Source organism: Saccharothrix luteola, from assembly GCF_020859565.1.
Lineage (GTDB): Bacteria > Actinomycetota > Actinomycetes > Mycobacteriales > Pseudonocardiaceae > Actinosynnema > Actinosynnema luteola.
Genome location: NZ_JAJHUO010000008.1, coordinates 117,409 through 143,176, shown reverse-complemented (window position 1 = coordinate 143,176; position 25,768 = coordinate 117,409). Strand labels below are relative to the sequence as shown.

Annotated in this window: 24 protein-coding genes; 13 read left to right on the top strand and 11 right to left on the bottom strand. The window is 71.9% G+C overall.

Annotation, left to right across the window (positions count from 1 at the left end; genetic code table 11):
* Nucleotides 1-291: 291 nt before the first annotated feature.
* Nucleotides 292-1,158 (bottom strand): LysR family transcriptional regulator, encoded by an 867-nt coding sequence (locus LNK82_RS13430; protein ID WP_230567292.1) that lies wholly within the window; start codon nucleotides 1,156-1,158, stop codon nucleotides 292-294.
* A 56-nt stretch (nucleotides 1,159-1,214) separates the two neighbouring features.
* Here LNK82_RS13430 and LNK82_RS13425 point away from each other — a divergent pair, with 56 nt between their 5' ends.
* Entirely contained in the window at nucleotides 1,215-2,525 is a 1,311-nt protein-coding gene (locus tag LNK82_RS13425) for an MFS transporter (protein ID WP_230567291.1), read from the top strand.
* Nucleotides 2,526-3,817: 1,292 nt separating this feature from the next.
* Here the strand turns inward: LNK82_RS13425 and glgA are convergent.
* The gene (glgA, locus tag LNK82_RS13420; protein ID WP_230567290.1) at nucleotides 3,818-4,981 is read right to left on the bottom strand and encodes a glycogen synthase; all 1,164 of its coding nucleotides are present in this window, start codon (nucleotides 4,979-4,981) and stop codon (nucleotides 3,818-3,820) included.
* Nucleotides 4,982-5,085: 104 nt separating this feature from the next.
* Here glgA and glgC point away from each other — a divergent pair, with 104 nt between their 5' ends.
* Nucleotides 5,086-6,300, top strand: a complete 1,215-nt coding sequence (glgC, locus tag LNK82_RS13415) for a glucose-1-phosphate adenylyltransferase (protein WP_230567289.1) — start codon at nucleotides 5,086-5,088, stop codon at nucleotides 6,298-6,300.
* Here glgC and LNK82_RS13410 read toward each other — a convergent pair.
* Entirely contained in the window at nucleotides 6,287-6,667 is a 381-nt protein-coding gene (locus LNK82_RS13410) for a cupin domain-containing protein (RefSeq protein ID WP_230567288.1), read from the bottom strand. The two genes, glgC and LNK82_RS13410, sit on opposite strands and share 14 nt — an antisense overlap.
* Nucleotides 6,668-6,720: 53 nt before the next feature.
* Between LNK82_RS13410 and LNK82_RS13405 the strand changes: the two genes are divergently transcribed.
* On the top strand, nucleotides 6,721-7,713 hold the full coding sequence (locus LNK82_RS13405) for a helix-turn-helix domain-containing protein (RefSeq protein ID WP_230567287.1): 993 nt from the start codon (nucleotides 6,721-6,723) through the stop codon (nucleotides 7,711-7,713).
* Nucleotides 7,714-7,885: 172 nt separating this feature from the next.
* Here the strand turns inward: LNK82_RS13405 and LNK82_RS13400 are convergent, their stop codons facing one another.
* Nucleotides 7,886-8,512 carry an O-methyltransferase gene (locus LNK82_RS13400; protein WP_230567286.1) on the bottom strand — a complete coding sequence of 209 codons (627 nt, stop codon included), beginning with the start codon at nucleotides 8,510-8,512 and terminating at the stop codon, nucleotides 7,886-7,888.
* Between the two features lie 217 nt (nucleotides 8,513-8,729).
* Between LNK82_RS13400 and sigE the strand changes: the two genes are divergently transcribed.
* The 4 genes from sigE to tatB all read left to right on the top strand — a co-directional run bounded on the left by sigE (nucleotide 8,730) and on the right by tatB (nucleotide 11,963).
* Nucleotides 8,730-9,305: an RNA polymerase sigma factor SigE gene (sigE, locus tag LNK82_RS13395; RefSeq protein ID WP_230567285.1), complete on the top strand. Its 576-nt coding sequence runs from the start codon at nucleotides 8,730-8,732 to the stop codon at nucleotides 9,303-9,305.
* Nucleotides 9,302-9,925: an anti-sigma factor family protein gene (locus LNK82_RS13390; protein ID WP_230567284.1), complete on the top strand. Its 624-nt coding sequence runs from the start codon at nucleotides 9,302-9,304 to the stop codon at nucleotides 9,923-9,925. The genes sigE and LNK82_RS13390 overlap by 4 nt, the downstream gene beginning before the upstream one ends.
* 81 nt (nucleotides 9,926-10,006) lie before the next feature.
* Complete coding sequence (locus tag LNK82_RS13385) at nucleotides 10,007-11,533, top strand: S1C family serine protease (RefSeq protein WP_230567283.1); 1,527 nt, start codon at nucleotides 10,007-10,009, stop codon at nucleotides 11,531-11,533.
* Nucleotides 11,534-11,582: 49 nt separating this feature from the next.
* Complete coding sequence (tatB, locus tag LNK82_RS13380) at nucleotides 11,583-11,963, top strand: Sec-independent protein translocase protein TatB (protein ID WP_230567282.1); 381 nt, start codon at nucleotides 11,583-11,585, stop codon at nucleotides 11,961-11,963.
* A 148-nt stretch (nucleotides 11,964-12,111) separates the two neighbouring features.
* On the opposite strand, the gene LNK82_RS13375 is transcribed toward tatB, so the two are convergent.
* Nucleotides 12,112-15,789: a CARDB domain-containing protein gene (locus LNK82_RS13375; RefSeq protein ID WP_230567281.1), complete on the bottom strand. Its 3,678-nt coding sequence runs from the start codon at nucleotides 15,787-15,789 to the stop codon at nucleotides 12,112-12,114.
* 220 nt (nucleotides 15,790-16,009) lie between these two features.
* Complete coding sequence (locus LNK82_RS13370) at nucleotides 16,010-17,179, bottom strand: Mrp/NBP35 family ATP-binding protein (protein WP_230567280.1); 1,170 nt, start codon at nucleotides 17,177-17,179, stop codon at nucleotides 16,010-16,012.
* Between the two features lie 97 nt (nucleotides 17,180-17,276).
* Here LNK82_RS13370 and LNK82_RS13365 point away from each other — a divergent pair, with 97 nt between their 5' ends.
* Complete coding sequence (locus LNK82_RS13365) at nucleotides 17,277-17,738, top strand: MarR family winged helix-turn-helix transcriptional regulator (RefSeq protein WP_372470482.1); 462 nt, start codon at nucleotides 17,277-17,279, stop codon at nucleotides 17,736-17,738.
* 3 nt (nucleotides 17,739-17,741) lie between these two features.
* Here LNK82_RS13365 and LNK82_RS13360 read toward each other — a convergent pair whose 3' ends face one another.
* The 4 genes from LNK82_RS13360 to LNK82_RS13345 form a co-directional block, all read right to left on the bottom strand.
* The gene (locus LNK82_RS13360; protein WP_230567279.1) at nucleotides 17,742-18,326 is read right to left on the bottom strand and encodes a DUF1003 domain-containing protein; all 585 of its coding nucleotides are present in this window, start codon (nucleotides 18,324-18,326) and stop codon (nucleotides 17,742-17,744) included.
* On the bottom strand, nucleotides 18,319-19,572 hold the full coding sequence (locus LNK82_RS13355; protein WP_230567278.1) for a magnesium transporter MgtE N-terminal domain-containing protein: 1,254 nt from the start codon (nucleotides 19,570-19,572) through the stop codon (nucleotides 18,319-18,321). Before LNK82_RS13355 ends, LNK82_RS13360 begins: the two co-directional genes overlap by 8 nt.
* 70 nt (nucleotides 19,573-19,642) lie before the next feature.
* Nucleotides 19,643-20,500 (bottom strand): aminoglycoside phosphotransferase family protein, encoded by an 858-nt coding sequence (locus LNK82_RS13350; RefSeq protein WP_230567277.1) that lies wholly within the window; start codon nucleotides 20,498-20,500, stop codon nucleotides 19,643-19,645.
* Entirely contained in the window at nucleotides 20,497-20,832 is a 336-nt protein-coding gene (locus LNK82_RS13345; RefSeq protein WP_230567276.1) for a hypothetical protein, read from the bottom strand. The genes LNK82_RS13350 and LNK82_RS13345 overlap by 4 nt, the downstream gene beginning before the upstream one ends.
* Before the next feature lie 115 nt (nucleotides 20,833-20,947).
* On the opposite strand from LNK82_RS13345, the gene LNK82_RS13340 reads away from it, so the two are divergent.
* The 4 genes from LNK82_RS13340 (at nucleotide 20,948) to LNK82_RS13325 (ending at nucleotide 23,997) form a co-directional block, all read left to right on the top strand.
* Nucleotides 20,948-21,907, top strand: a complete 960-nt coding sequence (locus LNK82_RS13340; protein ID WP_230567275.1) for an HpcH/HpaI aldolase/citrate lyase family protein — start codon at nucleotides 20,948-20,950, stop codon at nucleotides 21,905-21,907.
* Between the two features lie 43 nt (nucleotides 21,908-21,950).
* A complete protein-coding gene (locus tag LNK82_RS13335) occupies nucleotides 21,951-23,078 on the top strand; it encodes an AAA family ATPase (protein WP_230567274.1) in 1,128 nt (375 codons plus the stop codon).
* Nucleotides 23,075-23,737 (top strand): DUF4276 family protein, encoded by a 663-nt coding sequence (locus LNK82_RS13330; protein ID WP_230567273.1) that lies wholly within the window; start codon nucleotides 23,075-23,077, stop codon nucleotides 23,735-23,737. Before LNK82_RS13335 ends, LNK82_RS13330 begins: the two co-directional genes overlap by 4 nt.
* Before the next feature lie 98 nt (nucleotides 23,738-23,835).
* Nucleotides 23,836-23,997, top strand: coding sequence for a hypothetical protein (locus LNK82_RS13325; protein ID WP_230567272.1), 162 nt, complete (start codon nucleotides 23,836-23,838; stop codon nucleotides 23,995-23,997).
* A gap of 7 nt (nucleotides 23,998-24,004) precedes the next feature.
* Here LNK82_RS13325 and LNK82_RS13320 read toward each other — a convergent pair whose 3' ends face one another.
* Nucleotides 24,005-24,304: a DUF4190 domain-containing protein gene (locus tag LNK82_RS13320; RefSeq protein WP_230567271.1), complete on the bottom strand. Its 300-nt coding sequence runs from the start codon at nucleotides 24,302-24,304 to the stop codon at nucleotides 24,005-24,007.
* A gap of 142 nt (nucleotides 24,305-24,446) precedes the next feature.
* Here LNK82_RS13320 and LNK82_RS13315 point away from each other — a divergent pair, with 142 nt between their 5' ends.
* Nucleotides 24,447-25,643 carry an acyl-CoA dehydrogenase family protein gene (locus LNK82_RS13315; protein ID WP_230567270.1) on the top strand — a complete coding sequence of 399 codons (1,197 nt, stop codon included), beginning with the start codon at nucleotides 24,447-24,449 and terminating at the stop codon, nucleotides 25,641-25,643.
* Nucleotides 25,644-25,768: the final 125 nt, after the last annotated feature.

The following is a 25,768-nucleotide window of genomic DNA, read 5'->3' as shown; positions in this document are numbered from 1 at the left end:
GAATCGAGGAACCGCAACCACCCCCAACCACGGCCTCACACGGATGGCGGGGCTGGAGCGGCGGACACGGAAGGCGGGTGCGGCGAGGTGGACGCGGCGGACATGGCCGGACGCCAGGTGCGAAGCGCCGGGGCGGGGAACGCCGGGCGCGGACTCCGGTGGGCACGGACGTCCGGCAGGGACGCGGGGCGCGGGCACGGACGGGGTCACGGGCGCGGACTCCGGCGGGCGTGAGCGTTGAAGCCGGATGGGAGCAATGGGCACGGAAGTCGGCTTGGGCCGGGAACGTGATCAGGTCGCCAGCGCGTGGTCCCGGAAGGCTCGGACGGCCGGCGGGAGCGGGGCGTCGGCCGGCCAGACCAGCGCGATCTCCCGCGCGGCACGCGGGTTGAGCGGGATCTCCGGCAGCCCCGACGGCGAGTCGGCGTGCGGCAGCAGGGCCACCCCCAGGCCCGCCGCGACCAGGCCCCGGACGGTCTCGGTCTCCTGGCCCTCGAACGCCGGCGTGGGCACGAAGCCGGCCGCCGCGCACAGGTCGTCGGTGATCTGCCGCAGGCCGTAGCCCGGTTCGAGGCCGACGAACTCCTCGCCCGCCAGCTCGGCCACCCGCACCGACGACCGACCGGCCAGGCGGTGGCCCGGTGGGACGACGAGGATCAGCTCCTCCTCCCGGACGACGGCGTGCGCGAACGCGGGGTCGGTCGGCGGCGGGGAGACGAGGGCCAGGTCGACGATGCCGTCGGCCAGGTGGGCGAGGATGTCCTGCCGCGAGTTCTGGACCAGGCGGAATCGCACGGACGGGTGATGTTCGCGGAAGCTGCTGACCAGGGCCGGGACCACCGACCTGCCCAGGAGGTGGAGGAAGCCCAGCGCCACCTGGCCACGTTCGGGTGACACCTCCTCCGCCGCGGCGCGGTGGCCCGCTTCCAGGACCGTCAGGGCGCGGTCGGCGGCCTCGCACAGCAGGCGGCCCGCCCTGGTCAGGCGGACGCGTCGCCCCGATCGGACGACCACCGGCGCGCCCAGCGACGTCCCGAGGGCGGCCAGCCAGCGGCTCACGGTCGGCTGCGGCACGCCGACCGCTTCGGCGGCGTGGGTCACGTGCTCGTCCGCGGCCAGCGCGCGGAGGACGGCCAGGCGCGGGACCAATTCATCCATCACCGCATGGATTGTCGCAAACCGGCGCATTGGACGCATCGATTAGCGTCGAAGACGTGCCCAGCCGCCTCACCACCGCCGTCGCCGCCACCGGCCTGGCCACGTTCGCGCTGCTCTACGCGCCGCAGTCGGTCCTGCCCGACATCGCCCGCGACTTCCGCCTCACGCCGGCCGAAGCGTCCCTCGCCATCAGCGCCGCGACCGGCGCGCTGGCCCTCGCGATCATCCCGATGGCCGCCCTCGCCGACCGCCTCGGCCGACGCCGCGTCATCGTCTGGTCCGTCCTCACCGCCGCCGCCCTCGGCCTGCTCCTCCCGCTCACCCCGACCTACGAAACCCTCATCGCCGCCCGAGCCCTGCAAGGCGTCGCCACGGCGGGCGTCCCGGCGACCGCCATGGCGTTCCTCGCCCAGGAAGCACGCAAGGCGCACGTCGGCGCGGCCATCGGCGCGCTGGTCGCGGGCAACAGCGCGGGTGGCATGCTCGGCCGCCTCATCACCGGCTTCACCACCGACGGCACGTCGTGGCGCACCGCCCTGGCCCTCGCCGGCGCGTTCGGCGCGGCCTGCGCGATCACCGCCGCCCTCCTGCTGCCCAAGGGCCACCCCGCCGAACGCCGCCCGAGCGCCCTCAAAGACGCCCTCACCGACCGCGTCCTGCTCTGCCAGTACGCGATCGCGATCCTGGCGGTGGCGGCGTTCATCTCGGTCTTCAACGTCATCGGCTTCCGCCTCACCACCGACCTGGGCCTGCCCACCGGCGTGGCCACCCTGGTCTACCTCGCCTACGCGGCGGGCGGCGGCACGTCCGCCGCCGCGGGCCGCCTGGCCGACCGCCACGGCCGCGCCCGCGTCGCCCTCGCCGGCCTGGCGCTCGCCGCCGCCGGAGCCGCCATCACCCTCCCCGACCACGTGGCCGCGATCGCGGTCGGCCTCACCCTGTTCACCGGCGGCTTCTTCGCCGCCCACGCGGTGGCGAGCGGCTGGGTCGGCGCCCACGCGCCCGAGCACGTCCGAGGCCAGGCCTCGGGCGTCTACCTGTTCGCGTTCTACGTCGGCAGCAGCACCGGCGGCACGGCGGGCAGCGCCGCCTACCAGGCCCACGGCTGGCCGGGCCTGACCGCCCTGGTCACGCTGTGGCTGGCGCTGGCGGCCGTCGCGGTCGTCGCCGCGCGCAATGCCGGGACAACCCGGACAACCCAGGCCGGTCAGAAGTCCAGCGGCACCTCGACCCCCGGCCCACCGGTCACCGCCACCTCGCCCAACTGCGGCAACGTCACCTCCCCCGACGCCACCGAGAACGTCGCCGACCGCACGTCCTCCGGCACCTCGTACACGACCGCCACCGGCACCGTGTCGCCGCCGTAACGCGCCCCGACCTGCCGCGCCGCCTGCCCGCCCGGCACCGTCAAGGTCAACAGCGGCGACGTCTGCCCCGCGCCGACCACGCTCGGCAGGTCGTGCCCGACCATGCGCAGCTCCACCAGCGCCATCCCGGCGCCCGCCGTCGCCAGCTCGTACTGCCCGCCCGCCGCCACCGGCCGCTGCCGACCCACCTTCGCCCGCACGACCTCCACCGACCCGGTGGCGCCGCCCACCGTCACGGGGGTCGACACCGAGATCGACTCCGGCCCCGGCGCACGCCGCAGCGCCTTCGTCGCCTCGCCGACGACCACCCCGGTCGGCACCTCGACCCGCTGCTGCAGCGACTTCGCCCCCACGGTGTCGAGCACCAGCGACTCCTGCCCGCCCGCGACCGGCACCGTGTAGACGATCAGCGCCGACCCGTTGTCCGGTAACCGGTCGGCCGGCAGCAGGTGCCGCCGACCCGGCACGTCCAGCGACAGCTCCGGCGGCTGCGGCAGCCACCCGCGCCACGGCGTCTGCCCGAACGCCGAGTCGACCTCGCTGTGCCGCGTCACCCGCACCCGCAGCACCCGCAGCGCCACCCCGTGCTCGGCTCTCAGGTCACCCTCCGCCGTCGGCCACACCGACGGCGACGAGTACCCCGTCACCTGCACTTCGAGCTGGTCGTCGCGCACCATCGCGGACGCCGCGTCGAGCACCTGCCCGTCGTCGGGCAGCACGGCCAGGAAGTCCGGCCCCGCCTGCCCGACGCCCTGGTCGGCGTCGGTCTCCCGCCCGTCGGTGCGCACCAGCTTCCCCACCGGTGTGCTCCGGGCGCCCTGCGCGGGCACCTGCGGCGGCTGGACCTCGAGCCGGATCCCGGACGCGCTGCGGTCCACCTGCTTCAACGGCACCGGCACCCAGTCGGTGGTCGCGGCCGTGCCGGGCACCTGCACGGGACCGCACCACAACCGCGTGTCGACCTCGAACGCCTCACCGGTGCGCGCGAACCAGCAGCTCACCGCGTCCCGGCCGGTCCGGGCCACGTACCCGAACGACAGCGTGTAGCTCAGCTCCGCCTCGGCCCGCGCCTGCAGGCCGGGCGCGTCCAGCACCGCCTCACCCTCGATCGTCAACCTGACCTGCTCCGCGCTGAACGCGGGCGTGGCGCACCCACCGGCCACCAGCGCGAGCAGGAGCACAAGCCACCGCATACCGCCCCCAGTAGTCGCCCCTACTGGTTAAAGGCGGTCGGGCCCCCATACCGTTGCATCGCGATCGAGTGGCGCACGTCACACTGCGGGGTCAGGTGATCACTGAGCGCCGTTCAGCGCCGCCGAGTACACCGCCACGGTCTGCTCGGCCACCGTCGCCCACGAGAACTCCTCGATCGCCCGCGCGCGCCCGGCCTGGCCGAACGCCGCCGCCCGCGCCGGGTCGCCGAGCACCTCGTTCACCGCGTCGGCCAACGCCACCCGGTACGCCTCGACGTCCTTCTCGTCGTAGTGCACCAGCAGCCCGGTCCGCCCGTGGTCCACGACCTCCGGGATGCCGCCCACGTCGGACGCCACCACCGCCGTGCCGCACGCCATCGCCTCCAGGTTCACGATGCCCAGCGGCTCGTACACCGACGGGCACACGAACACCGTCGAACGGCTCAGGATCTGCCGCACCTCGGCCGGCTGGAGCATCTGCTGGATCCAGAACACCCCCGGCCGCGCCGCCGCCAGCTCCGCCACCGCCAGGCGCGTCTCCTCGGCGATCTCCGGCGTGTCCGGCGCGCCCGCGCACAGCACGACCTGGGCGTCCGGCGAGATCCGGTGCGCGGCGGCGACCAGGTGCCCGACGCCCTTCTGCCGGGTGATCCGCCCGACGAACGTCACGATCGGCCGCGCCGGGTCGATGCCGTGCCTGACCAGGGCGTCGGTTTCGGAAACAGGGTGGTAGGCCGACGTGTCGATCCCGTTGCGCACGACGTGCACGCGTGCCGGGTCCAACGACGGGTAGCAGTCCAGCACGTCGGCGCGCATGCCCTCGCTGACCGCGATCACCGCGTCCGCCGCCTCGTACGCGGTCCGCTCCACCCAGGAGGACACCCGGTAGCCGCCGCCGAGCTGCTCGGCCTTCCACGGCCGGCGCGGCTCCAGCGAGTGCGCGGTCACCACGTGCGGGATGCCGTGCAGCAGTTTCGCCAGGTGACCGGCCATGTTGGCGTACCAGGTGTGCGAGTGCGCCAGCTGCACGTCGCCCAGCGCGGCGGCCATCTCCAGGTCGACCGACAATGTGGCCAGCGCGGCGTTCGCCTGCTCCAGGCCGTGCGCCGGGTTGTGCGCCCTGGCGTCCGCGCGCGGCCCGCCGAAGGCGTGCACGTCCACGTCCACCAGTTCGCGCAGCCTCGGCACGAGGAAGCCGACGTGCACCCCAGCGCCGCCGTAGACCTCCGGCGGGTACTCCCGTGTGAGCAGTCCAATTCGCACGACGCTCACCGTAACCCGCTCGCCGGGGGCAGCCGGGTGAACGAGCGGAGTTTGCGTTACTTCGCCGTTGGTGGGTCGGTGCTCACCCGGTTAGGGTCGTTGCTGTGAAAGGGCAACCGCACGTTCTAGGAATTGTCCTCGCCGGTGGCGAAGGCAAACGGTTGTGGCCGTTGACCGCCGACCGGGCAAAGCCGGCGGTGCCCTTCGGCGGTAACTACCGGCTGGTGGACTTCGTCCTGTCCAACCTGGTGAACGCGGGTTTCGTCAAGCTCTGCGTGCTCACCCAGTACAAATCCCATTCCCTGGACCGGCACATCTCCACCACGTGGCGACTGTCCAATGTGCTCGGCCAGTACGTCACGCCGGTGCCGGCACAGCAGCGGCTCGGGCCGCGCTGGTACACCGGCAGCGCCGACGCCATCTTCCAGTCGCTGAACCTCGTCAACGACGAGAAACCCGAGCACGTGATCATCTTCGGCGCGGACCACGTCTACCGGATGGACCCCGGTCAGATGGTGCAGCAGCACGTGGAGACCGGCGCGGGCGTCACCGTGGCGGGCATCCGGGTGCCGCGCGCGGAGGCCAAGGCGTTCGGCTGCATCGACTCCGACGCGACCGGGCTGATCACCCGTTTCCTGGAGAAACCGGCGGAGCCGCCGCACGTGCCGGACGACCCGGAGGTCACCTTCGCGTCGATGGGCAACTACGTGTTCACCACCGAGGCGCTGATCGACGCGTTGCGGGCGGACGCGTCCAACCCCGACTCCGACCACGACATGGGCGGCGACATCATCCCGATGCTCGTCGACCAGGGGCAGGCGCACGTCTACGACTTCGCCGACAACAAGGTGCCGGGCGAGACCGACCGCGACCGGGGCTACTGGCGCGACGTGGGGACCATCGACGCCTACTACGAGGCGCACATGGACCTGGTGTCGGTGCGGCCGGTGTTCAACCTCTACAACCAGGCGTGGCCGATCCGGACGGCGACCCCGCCGCTGCCGCCCGCGAAGTTCATCGCGGGAGGCAGCGCCGAGGACTCGATGGTGGGGCCGGGTTCGATCATCTCCGGCACCGTGCACGGGTCCGTGATCAGCTCGGACGTGGTCGTGGAGTCCGGGTCGGTGGTGCAGGGGAGCGTGCTGCTGCCGGGCGTGCGGATCGGGCGTGGCGCGGTGGTGCGGCGGGCGATCCTGGACAAGAACGTCGTCGTGCCCGACGGGGCGTTGATCGGGGTGGACCCGGCGACGGACCGGCAGCGCTACACCGTGTCGTCCGGTGGGGTGACGGTGCTCGGGAAGGGCGTCACGGCGCACTGAGCGGGTGGCCCGTGGTCGCGTCGACGTGGTCGGGGACCTCCTCGTGGCGGTCCCCGACGGTCGACGTGCCGCTGGGTTCGATCATCAGGATGCGCGCGCCGGTGGGTGACGAGGGCTTGTGGCGTGCGCCCTTCGGGACGACGAACACGTCGTTGGTCTTGAGGTGCACCGTGCGGTCGTCGAGGGCGATGTCGAGTTCGCCTTCGAGGACGAGGAAGAACTCGTCGGTGTCGTCGTGGGCGTGCCAGAGGTGCTCGCCGCGGACCTTGGCGACGCGGACGTCGTAGTCGTTGACCGTGGTGACGACGCGCGGGCTCCACAGGGCGTCGAACGTGGTGAGCGCCTCGGCCAGGTTGATCGGATCCATGGCGGCGATGCTGCCCGGCGACGTCGGGCGGGTGTGAGTGCTAGGAATCGCACATGCCGCCAGGATCCTCGCACCGCGTCGTGATGATCGTCGACTCCGGCTCGAACCCGTTCGAGCTGGGCGTCGGGACGGAGCTGTTCGGTCTGCGCCGACCCGAGCTCGGTGGGCGGCCGTGGTACTCGTTCACCCTGAGCGCGCTCGGTCCGGTGCGGATGAACCACGGGTTTTTCACCCTCACGGGTGTCCCCTCTTTGGGGGAGGTGGAGCACGCGGACACGGTGATCGTGTCCAACCGGCCGGACAGCTGGGTCCGGCCGCCGGAGCCGTTGCTGGAGGCCGTGCGGCGGGCGCACGAGCGGGGCGCGCGGCTGGTGAGCTTCTGCACGGGGGCGTTCACGCTGGCGCACGCGGGGCTGTTGGACGGCCGTCGCGCCACCACGCACTGGCAGTGGGCGCGGCTGTTCCGGGAGACGTTTCCGCAGGTCACGTTGGTTCCGGATGTCTTGTACGCGCGGGACGGCCAGATCTACACGGCGGCCGGGAGCGCGGCGGCGCTCGACCTGGGGCTGCACCTGATCCGGGAGGACCACGGCACGGAGGTGGCCAACGTGGTGTCCCGGCGGCTGGTGTTCGCTGCCCACCGGGACGGCGGGCAGCGCCAGTTCGTGGTCCGGCCCGTGCCGGAGGTGCCGGACCAGTCCCTGGCGGAGGTCTTGACCTGGGCTCGGGCGCGGCTGGACGAGCCCCTGACGGTCGCCGCGCTGGCCGGCCGCGCGGCCGTCAGCCAGGCCACCCTGCACCGCCGGTTCCAGGCCGAACTGGGCACCACACCCCTCGCCTGGCTGACCGCCCAACGGGTGGACCTGGCGCGCAGCCTCATCGAGCGTGGCGAGTCACGCCTGGACGTCGTGGCGCGCCGCTGCGGCCTGGGCTCACCGTCGAACCTGAGAGCCCACTTCCACCGCCGCACGGGCCTGACCCCGAGCGCCTACCGCGACCGCTTCGGCCCCGGCCGGGACGATCCGCCGGCCTCGCGCGCCGGATGACCACGACCTCGGGCGAGTTGTCCACAGCCTGCCTCTGACCACACGAAATCGTCGGACCTCGCCGGCAGGATAAAAGCAGGGGTCCCCTTGGCGAGGACCCCTGCGAAGCGAACAAGCCGAACCGCGTGACAACCGCCGGGCGTGTCGGCGGCCGGCCGGGTTCGGCCCGGGCTCAGCCGACCTTCGCCGCGACCAGCAGGCCGTCGCCGAGCGGCAGGATCACCGGCACCAGGCGGTCGTCCTCGCGGACCGACCGCGCCACCTCCCGCATCGCCACCGTGTCCGGGTCGCGGTGGGACGGGTCGACCACCCGGCCGTGCCACAGGACGTTGTCGAACGCGATCACGCCACCCGGCCGCAGCAGCCGCACGCCCTCCGCCAGGTACTTCGGGTACTCCGACTTGGCCGCGTCCACGAACACCAGGTCGTACGCGCCGTCGGTGAGCCTCGGCAGCACGTCCAGCGCCCGACCCATGATCAACCGGGTCCGCGACACCGCGACCCCCGCCTCCGCGAACGCCACCCGGGCCGCGCGCTGGTGCTCCGGCTCCACGTCGATCGACGTCAGCACCCCCGCCGCGGGCATGCCGCCGAGCAGGTACAACGCACCCACACCGGCCCCGGTGCCGATCTCCACCACGGCCTTGGCCTGCAACGCCGCCGCGAGGAACCGCAACGCCGCCCCGCCGCCGGACCCGATCGGCACGCACCCCAACTCGGCGCCACGAGCCCTGGCGGCCGTGATGACGGCGTCCTCGGGCACGTAGCGCTCCACGTACTCGCGCGTCGGCGCATCCACAGCACGAAGGCTAACGCCGCCGGCGGCGGTTCGGGCGAATCTCGCGGACAACCCGGATTCTCAGCGTGCTCTCAGCCGCCTCTCACGATGGTTATAAGGGAGAACGCCACACTGACCTCAACGCATGACGAGCAGGACCAACGGGAACACGTCAGGGGAGCCGAGCGTTGACCCGTGCAGCAGGGCAGCCAGCCCAGTGGAGGTGCTTAACCGCCCGATGCCAAAGCAGCCGACCGCCGCACTGACCGCGCCCATCGAGGACGCGGACTGGATCGCGCCCTCGTGGGACCAAGTTGTGCGCGACCACGCCGACCGGGTGTACCGGCTGGCCTACCGCCTGTCCGGCAACCAGCACGACGCCGAGGACCTCACCCAGGAGACCTTCATCCGGGTGTTCCGCTCCCTCGCGTCGTACAAGCCCGGCACGTTCGAGGGCTGGCTGCACCGCATCACCACGAACCTCTTCCTCGACATGGCCCGCCGCCGCTCGCGCGTGCGCATGGAGGCCCTGCCCGAGGAGACCGACCGCATCCCCGGCGACGACCCGACGCCCGAGGAGATCTACGACGACACGCACCTCGACCCGGAGCTGCAGGCCGCGCTGGACGAGTTGCCGCCCGAGTTCCGCGCCGCCGTCGTGCTGTGTGACGTGGAAGGGCTCTCCTACGAGGAGATCGGCGCCACCCTCGGCGTCAAACTCGGTACCGTGAGGAGCAGGATCCACCGGGGCCGCCAGGCCCTGCGGGTCGCACTGGAACGCCGTCGGGGTCTCGTCCAGGAGGACTCTGCATGACCGACCTGCGAGGTTGGCAACTGCCCGAGCAGCACCTGCTGCCCGACGCGGTCGTCGCCTTCGTCGACGGCGAGCTGTCCGCCTCGGCGCACAACAGGGCGTCCGCGCACCTGCAGCGCTGCCCGTTCTGCGCGGCCGAGGCGTACTCGCAGCAGCAGGCCCGCTCCGCGGTGCGCGCCGCCGACGCGCCGTGCGCGCCCGCGAGCCTGCTGGCCAGGCTGGGCGCGATCCCGCAGGAAGTGGAGCTGCCCAGCGCGCCGGACGGCCTCGCGGTCAGCGAGGACGGCCAGCTCGTCACGGTCCAGCGGCCCGACCGGGTCGCGTTCGGCAGCGGTCCCGTGCTGGGGTCCGGCCGCCCTTTCGGGACCGGCGGCGGTAGCCGCTTCGGAGCCGGTCTCTTCGGGGGGCGACGTGCCCGCCAAGGCGCCGGCGTCGTCGTCTCCGGTCTCATGCTCGGCGCGCTCGCCCTGGTCGCACCGGGCAGCGAGGACAACGCGCCGCCGCCCGCCCAGGGCAACTCGCCGCAGCCCTCGCCCGTGGTCGCGCCGGCGTTGACCGACGACCGCGAGCCCGTCGGCGTGCTGCGCCCGGCCGCGCAGGCCGGCCTGCTGGACCGCTGACCGGCCCGCTGACGGCAACTTCACCGGTCACCCGGCACGATTGCCCCGCGACAACCATGGTGTGACGACGTGCGGGGAGCGATGAGCGAGCCAGAACAGGGCAACGGGACCCCCAGGTCGGGCGTCGACGACGGGGCGCACCGCAGGCTCGCACCCCGTCCGCTGAACCGCCCGGCCGTGGACCCCGGTCACCAGGCCGTGTTCGGCCGGCCGCCGGGCGTGGCGGGCGCGTTCTCCGCCGACCGCCCGAGCCCGAACGGCAACTCGTCCGTCCGACTCGCGCCACCCCCGCCGGAAGCGCTGACCACGGCGTTCGGCCGGCCGCACGGTGACGACGACACGCTCCTGCAACGCCCGCCGGTCGACCTGAACGGCGAGCCCGAGGTGGAGCCCGTCTTCTGGGAGGGCAAGCCGGCCGGCGACTCGTGGCGCGACCCGGGCGCGTCGGCCGTCATCGGCCCGCCCGCCGTCACCGAGCAGCCCGACACCGAACCCAAGCCGGAGCCGCCGGCCGGACCGCAGCTCAGCGTGCCCGAACTGCTGTTCGGGCGGCGCGTCAAGCCGATGGCCCTGGCACTGCTGATGGTGGCGGCGCTGGTGATCGGCGCGGGCGGCGGCGTGGTCGGCTGGCTGCTGGGCCGCGTCGGCAACCCGCTCACCGACGGCGGCGTCACGCTCGCCGAGGTCAAGCCGGGCAAGGAACGGCCGGTCGGTTCCGTCGCCGAGATCGCCCAGCGGGTCACGCCCAGCGTCGTGTCGATCGAGTTCAAGGGCGCGAACGTGGCCGGCGTCGGCTCCGGCGTGGTCATCGACGGCGAGGGCTACGTGCTGACCAACGACCACGTGGTCGCCCCGGCGGTGCAGGACACGTCGGCGAAGCTGACCGTGGTCTTCACCGACGGCAAGCGGGCCGTGGCGCAGGTCGTCGGCCGCGACTCCAAGACCGACCTCGCGGTGATCAAGGTCGAGGTGGACAACCCGACCGTGCTGCAGTTCGGCGACTCCGACGAGCTCGCGGTGGGCGACACCGTGCTCGCGATCGGCTCGCCGCTGTCGCTGTCGAACACCGTGACCGAGGGCATCGTCAGCGCCCTGCACCGGCCCGTGACGGCGGCGGGCGAGAACGGCGGGCCGCAGGTCACCTACGACGCGATCCAGACCGACGCGGCCATCAACCCCGGCAACTCCGGCGGCGCGCTGGTCGACTCCTCCGGCGCGCTGGTCGGCATCAACTCGTCGATCCGCACCGAGACCGGCGGCTCGGTCGGCCTCGGGTTCGCGATCTCCGGCAACTACGCGCGCAAGGTGTCGCAGGCGTTGATCCGCGACGGCGAGGTCAAGCACGCGGACATGAACATCAACGTGCGGTCGGCGTCGGCGGAGACGGCGGAGGGCGCGCAGGTGCAGAACGTGCCCGAGGGCGGTGCGGCCGACGCGGCGGGCATCGAGGAGGGCGACGTGATCACGCGGGTCGGCGACCGGATGGTGCGCAACGCCGCGGAGCTGACCGTTGCGGTAAGGGACCATGAAATCGGCGAGACGGTGCCGGTCGTGCTGGCCAGGCAGGGTCGTGAGCTGACCGTGCAGGTGACTCTGCGGTCCGACTGACGGCTACGCTGGCAGCCAGGGCTTGGGGCGCGGAAGGTGGGGCACGAGGGTGTTCGACAGCATCGGGTGGCTTGAGATCCTCGTCATCGTCGTGGCGGGTCTGTTCATCCTGGGCCCGGAACGACTGCCCGACGCCGCCGCGTGGGTCGGCAAGACGGTCCGCCGGGTCCGCGACTACGCGACCGGCGCGCGCGAGCAGTTGAAGCAGGAGATGGGGCCGGAGTTCGAGCAGCTGCGCAAGCCCCTCGAGGACCTCCGGGAACTGCGCAACTTCGACCCCAAGCGCGCGATCACCAAGCACTTGTGGGACGACGAGCCGAGCGAGAAGCCGAACGGCCACCCGACCGTGCCGCCGGTCCGCGACACGACCAGCCGGGACCGTCCCCTGGACCGCGGCGAGCGTCCCCCGTACGACCCGGACGCCACCTGACACGCACCCCGGGCCGCCGCTGACCGCGGTGTGCCGAACGGGCTGTCCGCAACGTCACGGCCCGGAATTGTCGTACCTGGCCGGCAGAATCAAAGCAGGGGTCCCCTTGGCGGGGACCCCTGCGATGCGTTCGGGTGTTGCCGGTCGGTCAGGCGACGCCTCGGCCGCGGTGGGTGGTGGTGGTCGGGGTGCCGGTGATGGTGAACTGCGAGCCCGGTTCGACGACGATCGCGCCGGCGGCCGAGTTGGTGATCCGCACGTTGGTCAGGGTCGCGCTGCCGCGGGCGCCGCCCATGGCCAGGATCCCCGCCCCGTTGTTCGAGCGGTCGATGAGGACGTTGCTGACGACGACCCCCGGGACGTTGCCGCCGCCCGACTTGAACTGGATGCCGTCGTAGGTCGAGTCGTGGATCTCGGTGTCGCGGATCGTCACGCCGGTGATGTCGCGGCTCTGCGCGAACAAGGTGATCGCGCCGAACTCCTGCGCCTCGCCCCAGAACGCGCCACCCGTCCGGAACAGGGCGTTGTCGGCGATCAGCGTCTGCCCGGAGAACGGCAACGGGTCGTGGTCGGTCGCCAGCATGATCCCCGGGTAGTTCATGGTGTCGTAGATGAGGTTGTTCTCGACCTTGTTGCCGTGACCGCCGTAGATCGCGACGCCGTTGGCCCGCCACGGCAACTGGATCGTGTTGTTCACGAACGCGTTGTCGTGCGCGACGTCGACCGCCTGGTCCTTGACGTACCGGTTCGCCCACACCGCCAGCGAGTCGTCGCCGGTCGTCCGGAACGACGAGTTGAACACCCGCGAGTCGCGCGTGCCGTTGGTGAAGTTGATGCCGTCGGCGTACGTGTCGCGGATCCTCATGCCGCTGAACTCGACCCCGTCGGCGGGTCCCCACAGCTCCGGGATGTTGTCGTAGTCCCGACCGACCCACACGCCGACGTTGGCGTGCTCGATCCACACGTTCGTGATCTTCGTCCCGGCGCCGAACCGCCCGTTGAGGCCCACGCCGCCCTCGGCGCCGCCCGCGCCGCCGCGGATCCGGCCCGAGCCGAAGATCGCGATGTCCGAGATCCTCGTGTTCGCGTCGATGTCGAACCCGAAGTTGCCCTCGTGCGGGTGGTTGATGCCGCCCTGGGCCAGGTGCGGCTCGGTGAGGGTGTAGAGCTGCGAGTGCCACATGCCCGCACCGCGGATCGTCACGTCGCGGATGCCCACCTGGTTGTGCTGCCCCCGGTTGAGCGGGTCGTCGGTCAGGATCTTCTTCTCCTGCCGCCACTGTCCGGCCGGGATCCACACGCAGCCGATCACGCCGTTCTGGTCGTCGGTCACGGCGCGCTGGATCGCGTCCGTGTCGTCGCCGCCATCTCCGGGCACGGCGCCGTAAGCGGTGATGGACGTGCACCCGGCGGGCTGCGAGGTCGGCGGCGCCACCTGCTCCAGGTCGATCAGGTCGATGACGTAGAACGCCGCGGTGTCACCCGCGTCGCGTTGCAGCCTGAACCGGGTGCCGGGCGGGTAGGTCCGCGCCAGCAGGGCGTTCGCCTCGTCGAACAGCCGCCGCGCGTCGGCCTGCGGCGTGTTCGTCAACCCCTCGGGGTCGTCCGTGGTGCCGTAGAGCCAGCTGTGCTTGGACGACAACGTCAACTTCCTCACGAACACGTCGTCGGCGTAGAGGCTGATGGTGGCCTCGATGCCGCCGCCTCCGGGCGCGTCCGGGATCGAGTTGCGCACCACGATCGAGTTCGACGCGGTGGTCGACGTGAACTCCACGAACTGGCCCGTGCCGTCGAGCCGCACGGACTTGCGGCCCGACGACTCCGTGGCGAAGTTGGTGTGCCCGAACCGCCGCAACGGGTCGGCTGCCAGCAGGGTGCCCTGGTACCGGCCGGCTTCCGCCTCGTGCTCGACGTACGGCACCGCCGCGCCGCGACCGACCACGATCGGCTGCGACAGCGCGTTGTTGGTCTCGTCGGTCTCGGTGACGACGCCGGTCGCGTCGGCGGTGGCGGTGATCGTGGCACCGCCGGCGGTGGCCGTCCAGGTGCCGCCGACCGGCACGGTCACCGTCGCACCCGCCGCGACGGCCGGGCTCTGCCCGGTGAGCGTGACGCCGCCGACCGCCACCCGCGTGACGGTGCCCGCGCCGACCGCCACCGTGCCGCGGTTGCGCACCGAGACGGTGAACGAGACGGGCGCGCCGACGGCCGGGTTCGGCGGGGTGGGCGTGATGCCGACGACGGTCAGGTCCGGGCCGGGCGCCTGCGTCACGACCAGCGGTGACGGCGCGGTGTGCGCGTTGTTGCCGTTGTCCTGCTCGGCGACGGCGTCGGTCGGGTCGACCACCGCCTTCACCGGGTAGCTGCCCGTCGCCCGCCGGCCCGCGTTCACCGACACGGCGGCCGACGCGCCGGCGGCCAGCCCCGCGACCGGGGCGCTGCCGACGACCGTGCCGCCGAGGCTGAAGTCGACCGAAGTCGCGCCCGCCGCGGCCGAGCCCGTGTTGCGGACCGTGGCGGAGAGGGTGACGGCGTCGACCTCCGAGGGACTGGCGGGCGTCCACGACACCGCCGCCACGGTCAGGTCCGGGTTCGGCGCGGGCGTGCCGACGACCTGGAACTCGGCCACCTGCCCGCCGGGCGCACCGGTGTTGCCGAAGAACTCCAGCCGCACGTCCGCCGCCCGCCCGGTGACCGGCACGGTCACCGCGTTCTGGTTGCCGCCCGGGCTGAACGCGTGCTCGGCGCGGGCCGCCAGCGACGTGAAGCCCGTCGCGCCCTGCTCACGGCCCAGCACCTGGAAGGTCTGCGTCCGCGGCCCCCAGATCGGGTCCGGGTTGAGCTTGACCACCACGGCGGCCACGTCGGCGTCCGCGCCGAGCTTCACGGTCAGCGTCGCCGACTGGCCGCCCGCCTCCCAATACGTGGTGACGTTGCCGTCGTTGGCGTTGGTCGCGACGAACCCGAGCGTCGACGACGACGCCTCGATCGGCTTGCCGACCGCGAGGTTCGTGCCGCCGCCCTGGCCGACGCGCGTCACCGCGTTGCTGTCGCCGGACACGTTGCCCGCCGCGTCACGCGCCCGCACGGTGTAGGTCACGGTGGCGGTCGCCGGTTGGCTGTCGGTGTACGTCAGCGTCGTGCCCGGCACGGTGGCGCGCGGCGCGCCGTTGGCGAGGACGGTGTACCCGGTCACGCCGGTGTCGTCGGTGGACGCGGTCCAGCTCAGCCGGACCTGCCCGGCGGCGGGCTCGGTCAGCGACAGCCCGCCCGGCGCGGTCGGGGCCCGCCCGTCGCCGGTCGTGGCGCCGTAGACCTCGAACTCCGCGACCTGGGCGGCGGGCCAGCCGGTGTTGCCGGTGACGTGCAGCCGCACGTGCCGGGCGGCCCTGGCGGTGAAGTCGATGGTGGCGGTGTTGCCGCTCGCCGGCGCGAACACCCGTGCGGCGGAGGGCGAGAGGTCGGTGAACGTGGCGCCGTCCGTGCTGCCCTGGACGGCGAGCGTCTGCGTGCGCTCGCCCCAGCCGGTCGGCAGTGCCAGCACGACCCGGCTCACGGCGGCGGTCGCGCCGAGGTCGACCTGGAGCCACTGCGGGAACGCGTGGTTCGCGCTCTCCCAGTAGGAGGCCCGGTTGCCGTCGGTGGCGTTGGCCGCGGGGTAGCCGGCCTGCGAGCCGCTCGCGGACGTGCTCTTGCCCGCAGCCAGGTTGACCGCGGTGACGCCCACGTCGCCAGGCGCTCCGGAGGCGGGGGAAAGGCCGAGCGCGGTCAAGCCGACCGCGAGGATGCCGCCGACCAGTCGCCGGCTGCGCTGCTTCCGTTTCATGGGTGTCCTCTTCGTCGGGGACGACGGTGGGCAGACCGCGGCGGAGCGCCTGCCGCCAAGTTGCGGAACGATATGAAGATTTTGAGCTCTACTTGTCAACTTCTTGCGGAGTTGCGTACAAAGGTTTCAGACCGGCGGCGGTTCGTCAACGGCCGACCGGCTGCGGGCAGCACGAAACAGGGGCCCCCGGATCGGGAGCCCCTGTCGTGGTTTCAGGCCGTCAGCGGCCGGCCGGCGAGACGTTCAGCAGGCGGCCGGCGAGCCCGCGCGAGCGCGTCGACAACTTGCCCGCCACGGTCGTCAGCACCTGGCCGGCGGCCGACTCCGGCTGCGCCAGCACGATCGGCGTGCCCGAGTCGCCCTGCTCGCGCAGGCGCGGGTCGAGCGGGACCTGGCCCAGCAGCGGCACGTCCGCGCCGACCGCCTGGGTCAGCGAGTCGGCCACGGCCTGCCCGCCGCCCGAGCCGAACACGTCCATCCGGGTGCCGTCCGGCAGCTCCAGCCACGACATGTTCTCGATCACGCCGGCGATCCGCTGCCGCGTCTGCAGCGCGATCGACCCGGCCCGCTCCGCCACCTCGGCCGCCGCCTGCTGCGGCGTCGTCACGACCAGGATCTCGGCGTTCGGCACGAGCTGCGCCACCGAGATGGCGATGTCGCCGGTGCCCGGCGGCAGGTCGAGCAGCAGCACGTCCAGGTCGCCCCAGAACACGTCGGCCAGGAACTGCTGCAACGCGCGGTGCAGCATCGGGCCGCGCCACACGACCGGCGTGTTGCCCGGCGTGAACATGCCGATCGAGATGAGCTTCACGCCGTGCGACTGCGGCGGCATGATCATCTTCTCGACCTGGGTCGGCTTCGCGTCCGTGCCCAGCATGCGGGGGATGGAGTGGCCGTAGATGTCGGCGTCCACCACGCCGACGGACAGCCCGCGCGCGGCCATCGCGACGGCCAGGTTCACCGTCACCGACGACTTGCCGACACCGCCCTTGCCCGACGCGACGCAGTACACCCGCGTCAGCGAACCGGGCTGGGCGAACGGGATCACCGGCTCCTCGACGCCGCCGCGCAGCGTCTTGCGCAGCTCGGTGCGCTGCGCGTCGCTCATCACGTCCAGCTCGACGCGGACGCCGGTCACGTCGTCGAGCGCGGACACGGCGGCGGTCACGTCGGCGGTGATCTTGTCGCGCAGCGGGCAGCCGGACACCGTCAGGAAGACCGCCACGTCCACGACACCGTCGTCACCGACCACGACGCCCTTGACCATGCCGAGGTCGGTGATCGGACGCCGGATCTCCGGGTCCTGGACACCGGCCAACGCCTTCTGCACGTCGTCAACGGTAGGAAGAGTCACGGGAACGCCTTCGCCAAGAGGTGGTGGGACCGCCATGCTACGGCGGGCCGTGCACCTCCAAGCTACCGGTTGGTCACCTCGGATCCGGGGGCAGCGCGCAGCCGGTTGCGTGCTTTCCGTAACATTGGTATCCGTGCCGGAAACCGGATCTGCCCGGTTGCCCACCCGTACCGAGCTGGGGGTGTGGCGATCCTTCCTCCGGGCGCACGCGAGGCTCACACGGATCCTGGAAACCGAACTGATCGCCGAGCAACGCCTGTCGCTCGCGGCCTACGACGTCCTGGTCCAGCTCGCCGAGGCGCCGCAGTACCGCTTGCGGATGACGGAGCTGGCCGAGGCCGTGCTGCTGTCCCGCTCCGGCGTGACCAGACTCGTCGACCGGCTGGAACGCGCGGGCCTGGTGCTGCGGGAACGCGCCGACGGCGACGGCCGGGGCGTGGTGGCGGTGCTCACCTCGCAGGGCCTCGACCGGCTGCGCGCGGCGTCGGGCACCCACCTCACGGGTGTGGCGCGCCACTTCGCGGAGACGTTCGACCACGCCGAGCTCGAGGCGTTCGGCCGCACGTGCGACCGGCTGGGCGCCGACGAGCCCTGACCGTCACGACGACACGTCGTCCTTGACGTCCGCGGCGTCCTTGAGCGGGCCGTCCTTGAGCGGGCCGTCTTTGGCCGCCCCGTCTTTGCCCGCGCCGCCCTTGGGAGGGCCGTCCTTGGCGGGCCGCTTGCGCTCGCGGAACACGCGTTCCAGCTCGGTGCGCAGGTAGTCGCGGGTCACCACCTCGCCGACGGCGAGCCGCAGCGCGGCCAGCTCGCGGGCCAGGTACTCGGTGTCGGCCTTGGTCTGCGCGGCGCGGGCCCGGTCCTCCTCCAGCGACACCCGGTCGCGGTCGTCCTGCCGGTTCTGCGCCAGCAGGATCAAGGGCGCGGCGTACGCGGCCTGCGTGGAGAACGCCAGGTTGAGCAGGATGAACGGGTACGGGTCCCAGCGCAGCGTCACCGCGAACAGGTTCAGCGTGATCCACACGATCACCAGCAGCGTCTGCCAGAACAGGAACTTGCCGGTGCCGAGGAACCGGGCCAGGCGCTCGGAGAACCGGCCGAACGCCTCCGGGTCCAGCGACAGCCGGAACCGGCCCTCCGTGCGCGGCTGGTCGAGCCGTCGACGCGGCAGCAGCTCAGGCATGGGACAGCCCCGTTTCGCGCCAGTTGGCCGGCAGCAGGTGGTCGAGCACGTCGTCCACGGTGACCGCGCCGAGCAGGTGGTCGCTCTCGTCCACCACCGGCCCGCACACCAGGTTGTAGGCGGCGAAGTAGCGGGTCACGTCGCTGAGCGACGCGGTCGGCGACAACGTCGCCAGGTCCGTGTCCAGCACGCCCGCGACCAGGTCGGACGGCGGCTCGCGCAGCAGCCGCTGGATGTGCACGCAGCCCAGGTAGCGGCCGGTCGGCGTGGCCGTCGGCGGCCGGCACACGAACACCATGCTGGCCAGCGCGGGCGTCAGGTCGGGGTTGCGCACGTGCGCCAGCGCCTCGGCCACGGTCGCGTCCGGCGCGAGCACCACCGGCTCCGGCGTCATCAGGCCGCCCGCGGTGTCGAAGCTGTACTCCAGCAGCCGCCGCACCGGCTCGGACTCCTCCGGCTCCATCAGCTCGAGCAGCCGGTCCTTCTCGCCCTCGGGCAGCTCCGCCAGCAGGTCGGCCGCGTCGTCGGGGTCCATCGCCTCCAGGATGTCCGCCGCGCGCTCCTCGTCCAGGTAGGCCAGCAGGTCCTTCTGGTCCTCCTCGGCCATCTCCTCGATCACGTCGGCGAGCCGTTCGTCGTCCAACGCCTCGGCGACCTCGTAGCGCCGCTTGAACGGCAGGCTGTGCAGGGCCAGCGCCACGTCCGCCGCGCGCATCGTCTCGAAGATCGAGACCAGGTGCTGCGCGCCCTGCGGCTGGCCCGCCAGCTCCGTCACCGACAGCCCGGTCAGGTCCTCCCAGTGCAAGACCTGCACCGGCCCGCGCCGGGCCAGCCGGCCGGTGCGCTCCCGCACCGCGACCCGCGTCATCCGCCAGTCCCGGGTGCGGCTGGGCTCCATCGCGGCGTCGACCAGCACCGCCGCCGCGCCGGAGGCGAGCGTGACGCGCGCGTCGAGCAGCTCGCCGACGACCAGCACCTCGTTGGTGCGCTGGTGGAACTGGCGCAGGTTGACCGACCCGGTGGCGAGCGTCACGGCGTTCGGCTCGATCGAGGTGACCCGCAGCATCGGCACGAAGATGCGCCGCCGGGTCGCCAGCTCCAGCACCAGGCCGAGCACGCGGGGCGGCTGGCGGTCCACCCGCAGGCCGATGACCAGGTCGCGGACCTTGCCGATCGACTCGCCGTCCGGGCCGAACACGGGCAGTCCGGCGAGTTGAGCGGCGAAGACCCGGTTCACGGCAGGCACGTGATCAGGCTAGTCCGCCGGGTGCCCCGCCGCTGCGTTCCACTGTGGACGTCGTGGTCCGGTGTCCCGGTCAGGGCCGCAGCGCGTGGGTGATCGCCTCGACCGCGACGGCCATCTCGGGCAGCTCCTCCTCCAGGCACCACAGCCAGGTGTCGACGGCGCGGCAGAACGTCCAGGCGCGGGCGCGTTCGACGTCCAGCTCGCCGATGTCGCACAGCGCGGCGAACCGGTCGCGCAGGCCGCGTTCGCCATCGAGCTCCCCGAACCTGTTCCAGAGCAACGGGATCACGCCGAACTCGCGGTCGCCGGCCAGCGGCTTCGGGTCGATCATCAGCCACGGCTCGCGGTCGCCGCGCAGCACGTTCTCGTAGTGCAGGTCCTGGTTGACCAGCGTGTTCCCGGCGTGCTCGACGAGGTCTCGGCCCAGCTCGCCCGCCTGCTCGACGACGGCGGCGGGCAGCGGGTCGCCCAGGTCGGCGTTGCGCGTGCGCGGGTCGGCGAACTCGTGGCGGCGGAACTCCGGGCCGGCCGGGCCGTTCAGCCGGCGCAGCAGCCCGCCGGTGACGGCCAGCGCCTCCTCGATCGGCACGTCGAGCAGCGACGAGGTGTGGTCGAGGCGTTCCAGGAGCAGCGCACCGTGCCGGTCGTCGTGGTCGAGCAGCGCCACCACGCCCTGACCGGCCCACACCTTGAGCGCGGTCGGCTCGTGCCGCGTCTCCTCGTCCATCCACGTGAGCTTGAGCACGGCGGGGTGGCCGTCGGCGCGGCGCACCGGGAGGACGACGGCGATGTTGCCGTGCAGCAGCGGGCCGTCCGGGGTGAGGCGCCAGCGGGCGCAGAACTTCGTGGCCAGCGAGGGGAGTGAAGCCCGCCACTCCAGCGCCTCCTCGCCCAGGATGACGCCGAAGCCCTCGGGGACGGTGATCACGCGAACTCCAATCGGTAGACCGACTCCCACTCCGGCCGGCCGTTCAGCCGGGCCGCTCGCAGCGCCGCTCGCGCGTCGTCGTCCAGGTCCGCGAGGCGGGCGGTCGCCGCGGCGTCGACGAGGTGGGAGTGGGTGGTGGGGGAGCGGACGGTGACCGTGCACGTGACGCCGTCGGCCAGGCCCGGCACCTGCTGCTCCGTGCCGCCGACGGCGACGAGGAGGCCGCCGTCGCGCCACAGCGCCCACACCAGTCGCGGCTCGCGGCCGTCCGGTCGGATCCACACCGCCGCGGCCTTGCGCAGCGCGTTGTCCAGCACCTGCTCGATCTCCACCGGTTCAGCCTGCCACGGGCCTGTGAGCCGTGACTCACGAAATAGCGGGCGGCACGCGTGCGTGCCACCCTTCGCACAACAGGAGTTACCGGCCGGTACGAGGAGGTACCCCACAGTGGTCGACCAGCAGCGTCCCCGTCGCTCGTGCCTGGCCGTGCCCGGCTCGAGCCAGAAGATGATCGACAAGGCTCGCACGCTGCCCGCGGACCAGGTGTTCCTCGACCTGGAGGACGCGTGCGCGCCGCTGGCCAAGCCGGACGCGCGCAAGACCATCGTGGCCTCGTTGAACGAGGGCGGCTGGGGCTCCCGCGCGCGGGTGGTGCGGGTGAACGACTGGACCACCGAGTGGACGTACCGCGACGTCACCGAGGTCGTCGAGGGCGCGGGCGCGAACCTGGACTGCATCATGCTGCCCAAGGTGCAGACCGCGGAGCAGGTGCACGCGCTCGACCTGCTGCTCACGCAGATCGAGAAGACCATGGGCTACGAGGTCGGGCGGATCGGCATCGAGGCGCAGATCGAGAACGCGCTCGGCCTGATCAACGTCAACGCGATCGCCACCGCGTCGCCGCGGGTGGAGACGATCATCTTCGGGCCGGCCGACTTCATGGCGTCGATCAACATGAAGTCGCTGGTCGTCGGCGAGCAACCGCCCGGCTACGACGTCGGCGACGCCTACCACTACATCCTGATGCAGATCCTGATGGCCGCCCGCGCGCACGACAAGCAGGCGATCGACGGGCCGTACCTGCAGATCCGCGACGTCGAGGGCTTCAAGCGCGTGGCAGGCCGCTCGGCCGCCCTCGGGTTCGACGGCAAGTGGGTGCTGCACCCGGGCCAGATCGACGCGGCGAACGAGGTGTACAGCCCGAAGCAGGACGATTACAACCACGCCGAGAACATCCTCGACGCCTACGACTACTTCACGTCCGAGCAGGGCGGCAAGCGCGGCGCGGTGATGCTCGGCGACGAGATGATCGACGAGGCGTCGCGCAAGATGGCGCTGGTCATCTCGTCCAAGGGCCGTGCCGCGGGCATGGCGCGCACGAACGTGTGGTCGCCGCCGGAGGACTGACTTCTCCCGGCTCCCGGTCGGCGGGGGGTCGTAGAGTGATCGCGTGGCCGACCGGGAGCTGAAGTCGATCGAGATCGAGGGCTACGCCTCGATCCGTTCAGCGCGGGTGGAGCTCGGCCGGCTGAACGTCCTGATCGGCGCGAACGGCGCGGGCAAGAGCAACTTCGTCCGCGTGTTCGAGCTGCTGGGCCGCCTGGTCGAGGAAGACCTGGGCTACTTCGTCGGCCTGAACGGCGGTGCGTCGGCACTGCTCAACAGCGACCCGGCGACGTCCAGGTTGCGGATCCGCCTCGATGCGCCACCCAACACCTACGAAGCCGCGCTGGTCCCGGCGAGCAATGACGAGCTCATCTTCGAACACGAAGAAGTCGTGCACCAGACCTCGTCTCAAGGACCACAGCCCTTCGCCCGGGTCGGCCGTGGCACCAGGGAGACACGACTGCACCACTTCCTCGGGAACGACGCAACCAGGGACCTGGCCGCAGTCACTGGCGTGGCCGAGATGGTGGATCTGCTGCGCGGCTGCCGGGTCTACCACTTCCACGACACGAGCCGGAACGCGCCGGTCAAGCAGTTGGTGCCCACCGCGGACAACCTGGCGCTGCGCGACGACGCCGGCAACCTCGCGGCCGTCCTGCTGGCGCTCTCGGACAGCGACGACCGGGCCGACCACGCCGCCTACCGGCGGATCGTCGGGGTGATCCGCCAGGTCGCGCCGTTCTTCCGGGACTTCGTGCTGCGCGCGGAGAAGGGCGATCGACTGCGCTTCCGGTGGCGACAGGCCGACTCCGACGCCGTGTTCTCGGCCGACCAGATGTCGGACGGCACTCTGCGTTTCATCTGCCTCGCGACGCTCCTCCTGCACCCGCGGCTGCCCTCGCTGGTGGTGTTGGACGAGCCGGAACTGGGGCTGCACCCCTACGCCGTCGTCCAGTTGGCCGGACTGCTGCGGCAGGCGTCGACGCGCAACCAGGTGCTCATCGCCACGCAGTCGGTCACCCTGATGAACCAGTTCGAACTCGATGACCTGATCGTGGTGGAGCGGGTCGACGGAGCCTCGGAGTTCGTCCGCCCGGACCGCGAACGGCTCGCCGCGTGGTTGGACGAGTACTCGCTTGGCGAGTTGTGGGAGAAGAACCTGATCGGGGGCAGGCCGGGCGGGCACACGTGACGGGTGCCATCCGGCGGGTCCACCTGCTGGTCGAGGGGCAGACCGAGGAGGTCGTGGCCGATTCCGTCCTGCGCCCCCACCTCGAAGGGCTCGGTTGGATCACCACGTTGTCGCTGGTGAAGACCAAGCGACCGGCGGCCGGGCCGTCGCACAAGGGCGGCATCACCGGGTGGGCGCAGGTCCATCGGGACATCCGGCTGCTGCTGAACGACACGAGCGTCGACGTGCTCACCACGCTGTTCGACTACTACGCGTTCCCTGCCGACTGTCCCGGCATGGCCGACCGGCCGTCCGGTGACGTCTACGAACGGGTCGGGCACGTCGAGCGCTGCCTCGCCGACGCGGTCGGCGACCGGCGGTTCCGGCCGAACCTGGTCGTCCACGAGTTGGAAGCCTTGGTGTTCGCCGCCGCCGACGAGTTGGGCCAGTTCCTCGGTCCGGAACTCGCCGAACGGCTCCGAGCCGACGTCAGTGCCGCAGGTGGGCCCGAGCTGGTCAACGACGGGCCCACGACCGCGCCTTCGAAGCGGCTGCTCGACTACTGCCCGGGTTACGTCAAGACGGTCGACGGGCCGCTGGCGATCCAGGACCTCGGCCTGGCACGCCTGCGCGCGGCCTGCCCGCACCTCGACGGCTGGCTGCGCACGTTCGAACAGTGACGGGTCGGGTACGCGCCGCTGATCCCGACGGTGAGCATTCCCACAGGTCGGGTGCTGGATTGGCGATCATGGGGGGCCGCCTGTGCATGGTGGTGGGCGTGGCCAGACATCGCACCCCGCGCAGACCGCTGTTCCGGCGTCGCCGTGACGACCTGCTCGAGCGCAGCTTCAGGCCCTGCCCCGCCTGCTCGCACGACGTCCACGTGTTCGCCGACGTGTGCCGCCACTGCGGTGGCGGGTTGGAGCTGCGCGCCTCCTGACCGGAGGTCAGCGCGGCGGCGGCAGGTTGCCGACCTCGCGGTACAGCCACACCACGAGCACGACCCACAGCACGACGGCCAGCACCCACAGCACGGTGAGCACCACACCGATGATCAGCCCGGCGGTCGCCATGCCCCAGCCCTGCTCACCGGTCCGCCGGATCTGCTTGCGCGCCACGATGCCCAGCACGATGCCCGCCGGTGAGAACAGGAACGCCGTGATCAGCGCCGCGATCGCCATCCCGTTGGTCTGGGTGGTCGGCGGCGGCGGGTAGTAGGCCGGCTGCGGCTGGTACGGCTGCGACATTGCGGTCCCCCTGCGAATCGTGCGGGCGCACAGGCTACCCGCTGTTTCGGTTCAGCGCGTGGCGATGAGCACCTTTGTCGCGCGAACGGGCGTTAACCGGGCCATACTCGCCGGTAACCCGAGAGCTACGAAGGGAAACGCGATGGCGCGCCTGGCCCGGACCGCAGGACTGACCGACGTCCAGGAGGAGATCCTGTCGACGGTCCGCACCTTCGTGGACAAGGAGATCATCCCGCACGCCCAGGCGCTGGAGCACGGCGACACCTACCCCGCCGACATCGTCGAGGGCATGAAGGAGATGGGCCTGTTCGGGCTCACCATCCCGGAGGAGTTCGGCGGGCTCGGCGAGTCGCTGCTGACCTACGCCCTGGTCGTCGAGCAGATCGCGCGCGGCTGGATGTCCGTGTCGGGTGTGATCAACACGCACTTCATCGTGGCGCACATGCTCAAGCAGCACGGCACGCCCGAGCAGCAGGCGAAGTACCTGCCTCGGATGGCGACCGGCGAGGTGCGCGGCTCCTTCTCCATGTCCGAGCCGGAGTTGGGCTCGGACGTCGCGGCGATCCGCACGCGGGCCGTGCGCGAGGGCGACGACTTCGTCGTGAACGGCCAGAAGATGTGGCTGACCAACGGCGGCACGTCCAACCTCACCGCCGTGCTGGTGAAGACCGACGAGGGCGCGGAGAAGGCGCACCAGAACCTGACCACGTTCCTGGTGGAGAAGCCCGAGGGCTACGGCGAGGTCGTGCCCGGACTCACCATCCCCGGCAAGATCGACAAGATGGGCTACAAGGGCGTCGACACGACCGAGATGGTCTTCGACGGCTTCCGGATCCCGGCCGAGCAGGTGCTCGGCGGGCAGACCGGTCGCGGGTTCCGGCACATGATGGACGGCGTCGAGGTCGGTCGGGTGAACGTGGCCGCGCGGGCGTGCGGCATCGCGTTGCGGTCGTTCGAGTTGGCGATCGAGTACGCGCAGCAGCGCAAGACGTTCGGCAAGCCGATCGTGGAGCACCAGGCCATCGCGTTCAAGCTGGCCGAGATGGCGACCAAGGTCGAGGCCGCCCACCTCATGATGGTGAACGCGGCGCGGCTGAAGGACTCGGGCGCGCGCAACGACGTCGAGGCCGGCATGGCCAAGCTCATCGCGTCGGAGTACTGCGCCGAGGTGACCCAGGAGGCGTTCCGCATCCACGGTGGTTACGGGTACTCCAAGGAGTACGAGATCGAGCGCCTGATGCGCGAGGCGCCGTTCCTGCTCATCGGCGAGGGCACCAGCGAGATCCAGAAGACCATCATCAGCCGGGGCCTGCTGCGCGACTACCAGTCCCGGGGTTGACGCGCGGTTGACGCGCGGCTTGCACTAGGGGTCGGTGGTGTGCCTTCTCGGGCCCTTAAAAGATCAAAAGCGTCCTCGCCGGACGGGCAGATCAGCAGGATGACCCCAAGTACCGCTGGATGTTC

What these genes read in the sequence shown, in the direction of transcription:
- LNK82_RS13315 (WP_230567270.1), top strand. Translation starts at nt 24,447, where the DNA reads ATGGCGCGCCTGGCCCGGACCGCAGGACTGACCGACGTCCAGGAGGAG.
- LNK82_RS13405 (WP_230567287.1), top strand. Translation starts at nt 6,721, where the DNA reads ATGCCGCCAGGATCCTCGCACCGCGTCGTGATGATCGTCGACTCCGGC.
- sigE (WP_230567285.1), top strand. Translation starts at nt 8,730, where the DNA reads ATGCCAAAGCAGCCGACCGCCGCACTGACCGCGCCCATCGAGGACGCG.
- LNK82_RS13410 (WP_230567288.1), bottom strand. Translation starts at nt 6,667, where the DNA reads ATGGATCCGATCAACCTGGCCGAGGCGCTCACCACGTTCGACGCCCTG.
- LNK82_RS13360 (WP_230567279.1), bottom strand. Translation starts at nt 18,326, where the DNA reads ATGCCTGAGCTGCTGCCGCGTCGACGGCTCGACCAGCCGCGCACGGAG.
- LNK82_RS13430 (WP_230567292.1), bottom strand. Translation starts at nt 1,158, where the DNA reads ATGGATGAATTGGTCCCGCGCCTGGCCGTCCTCCGCGCGCTGGCCGCG.
- LNK82_RS13375 (WP_230567281.1), bottom strand. Translation starts at nt 15,789, where the DNA reads ATGAAACGGAAGCAGCGCAGCCGGCGACTGGTCGGCGGCATCCTCGCG.
- LNK82_RS13390 (WP_230567284.1), top strand. Translation starts at nt 9,302, where the DNA reads ATGACCGACCTGCGAGGTTGGCAACTGCCCGAGCAGCACCTGCTGCCC.
- LNK82_RS13370 (WP_230567280.1), bottom strand. Translation starts at nt 17,179, where the DNA reads ATGGCGGTCCCACCACCTCTTGGCGAAGGCGTTCCCGTGACTCTTCCT.
- LNK82_RS13320 (WP_230567271.1), bottom strand. Translation starts at nt 24,304, where the DNA reads ATGTCGCAGCCGTACCAGCCGCAGCCGGCCTACTACCCGCCGCCGCCG.
- LNK82_RS13385 (WP_230567283.1), top strand. Translation starts at nt 10,007, where the DNA reads ATGAGCGAGCCAGAACAGGGCAACGGGACCCCCAGGTCGGGCGTCGAC.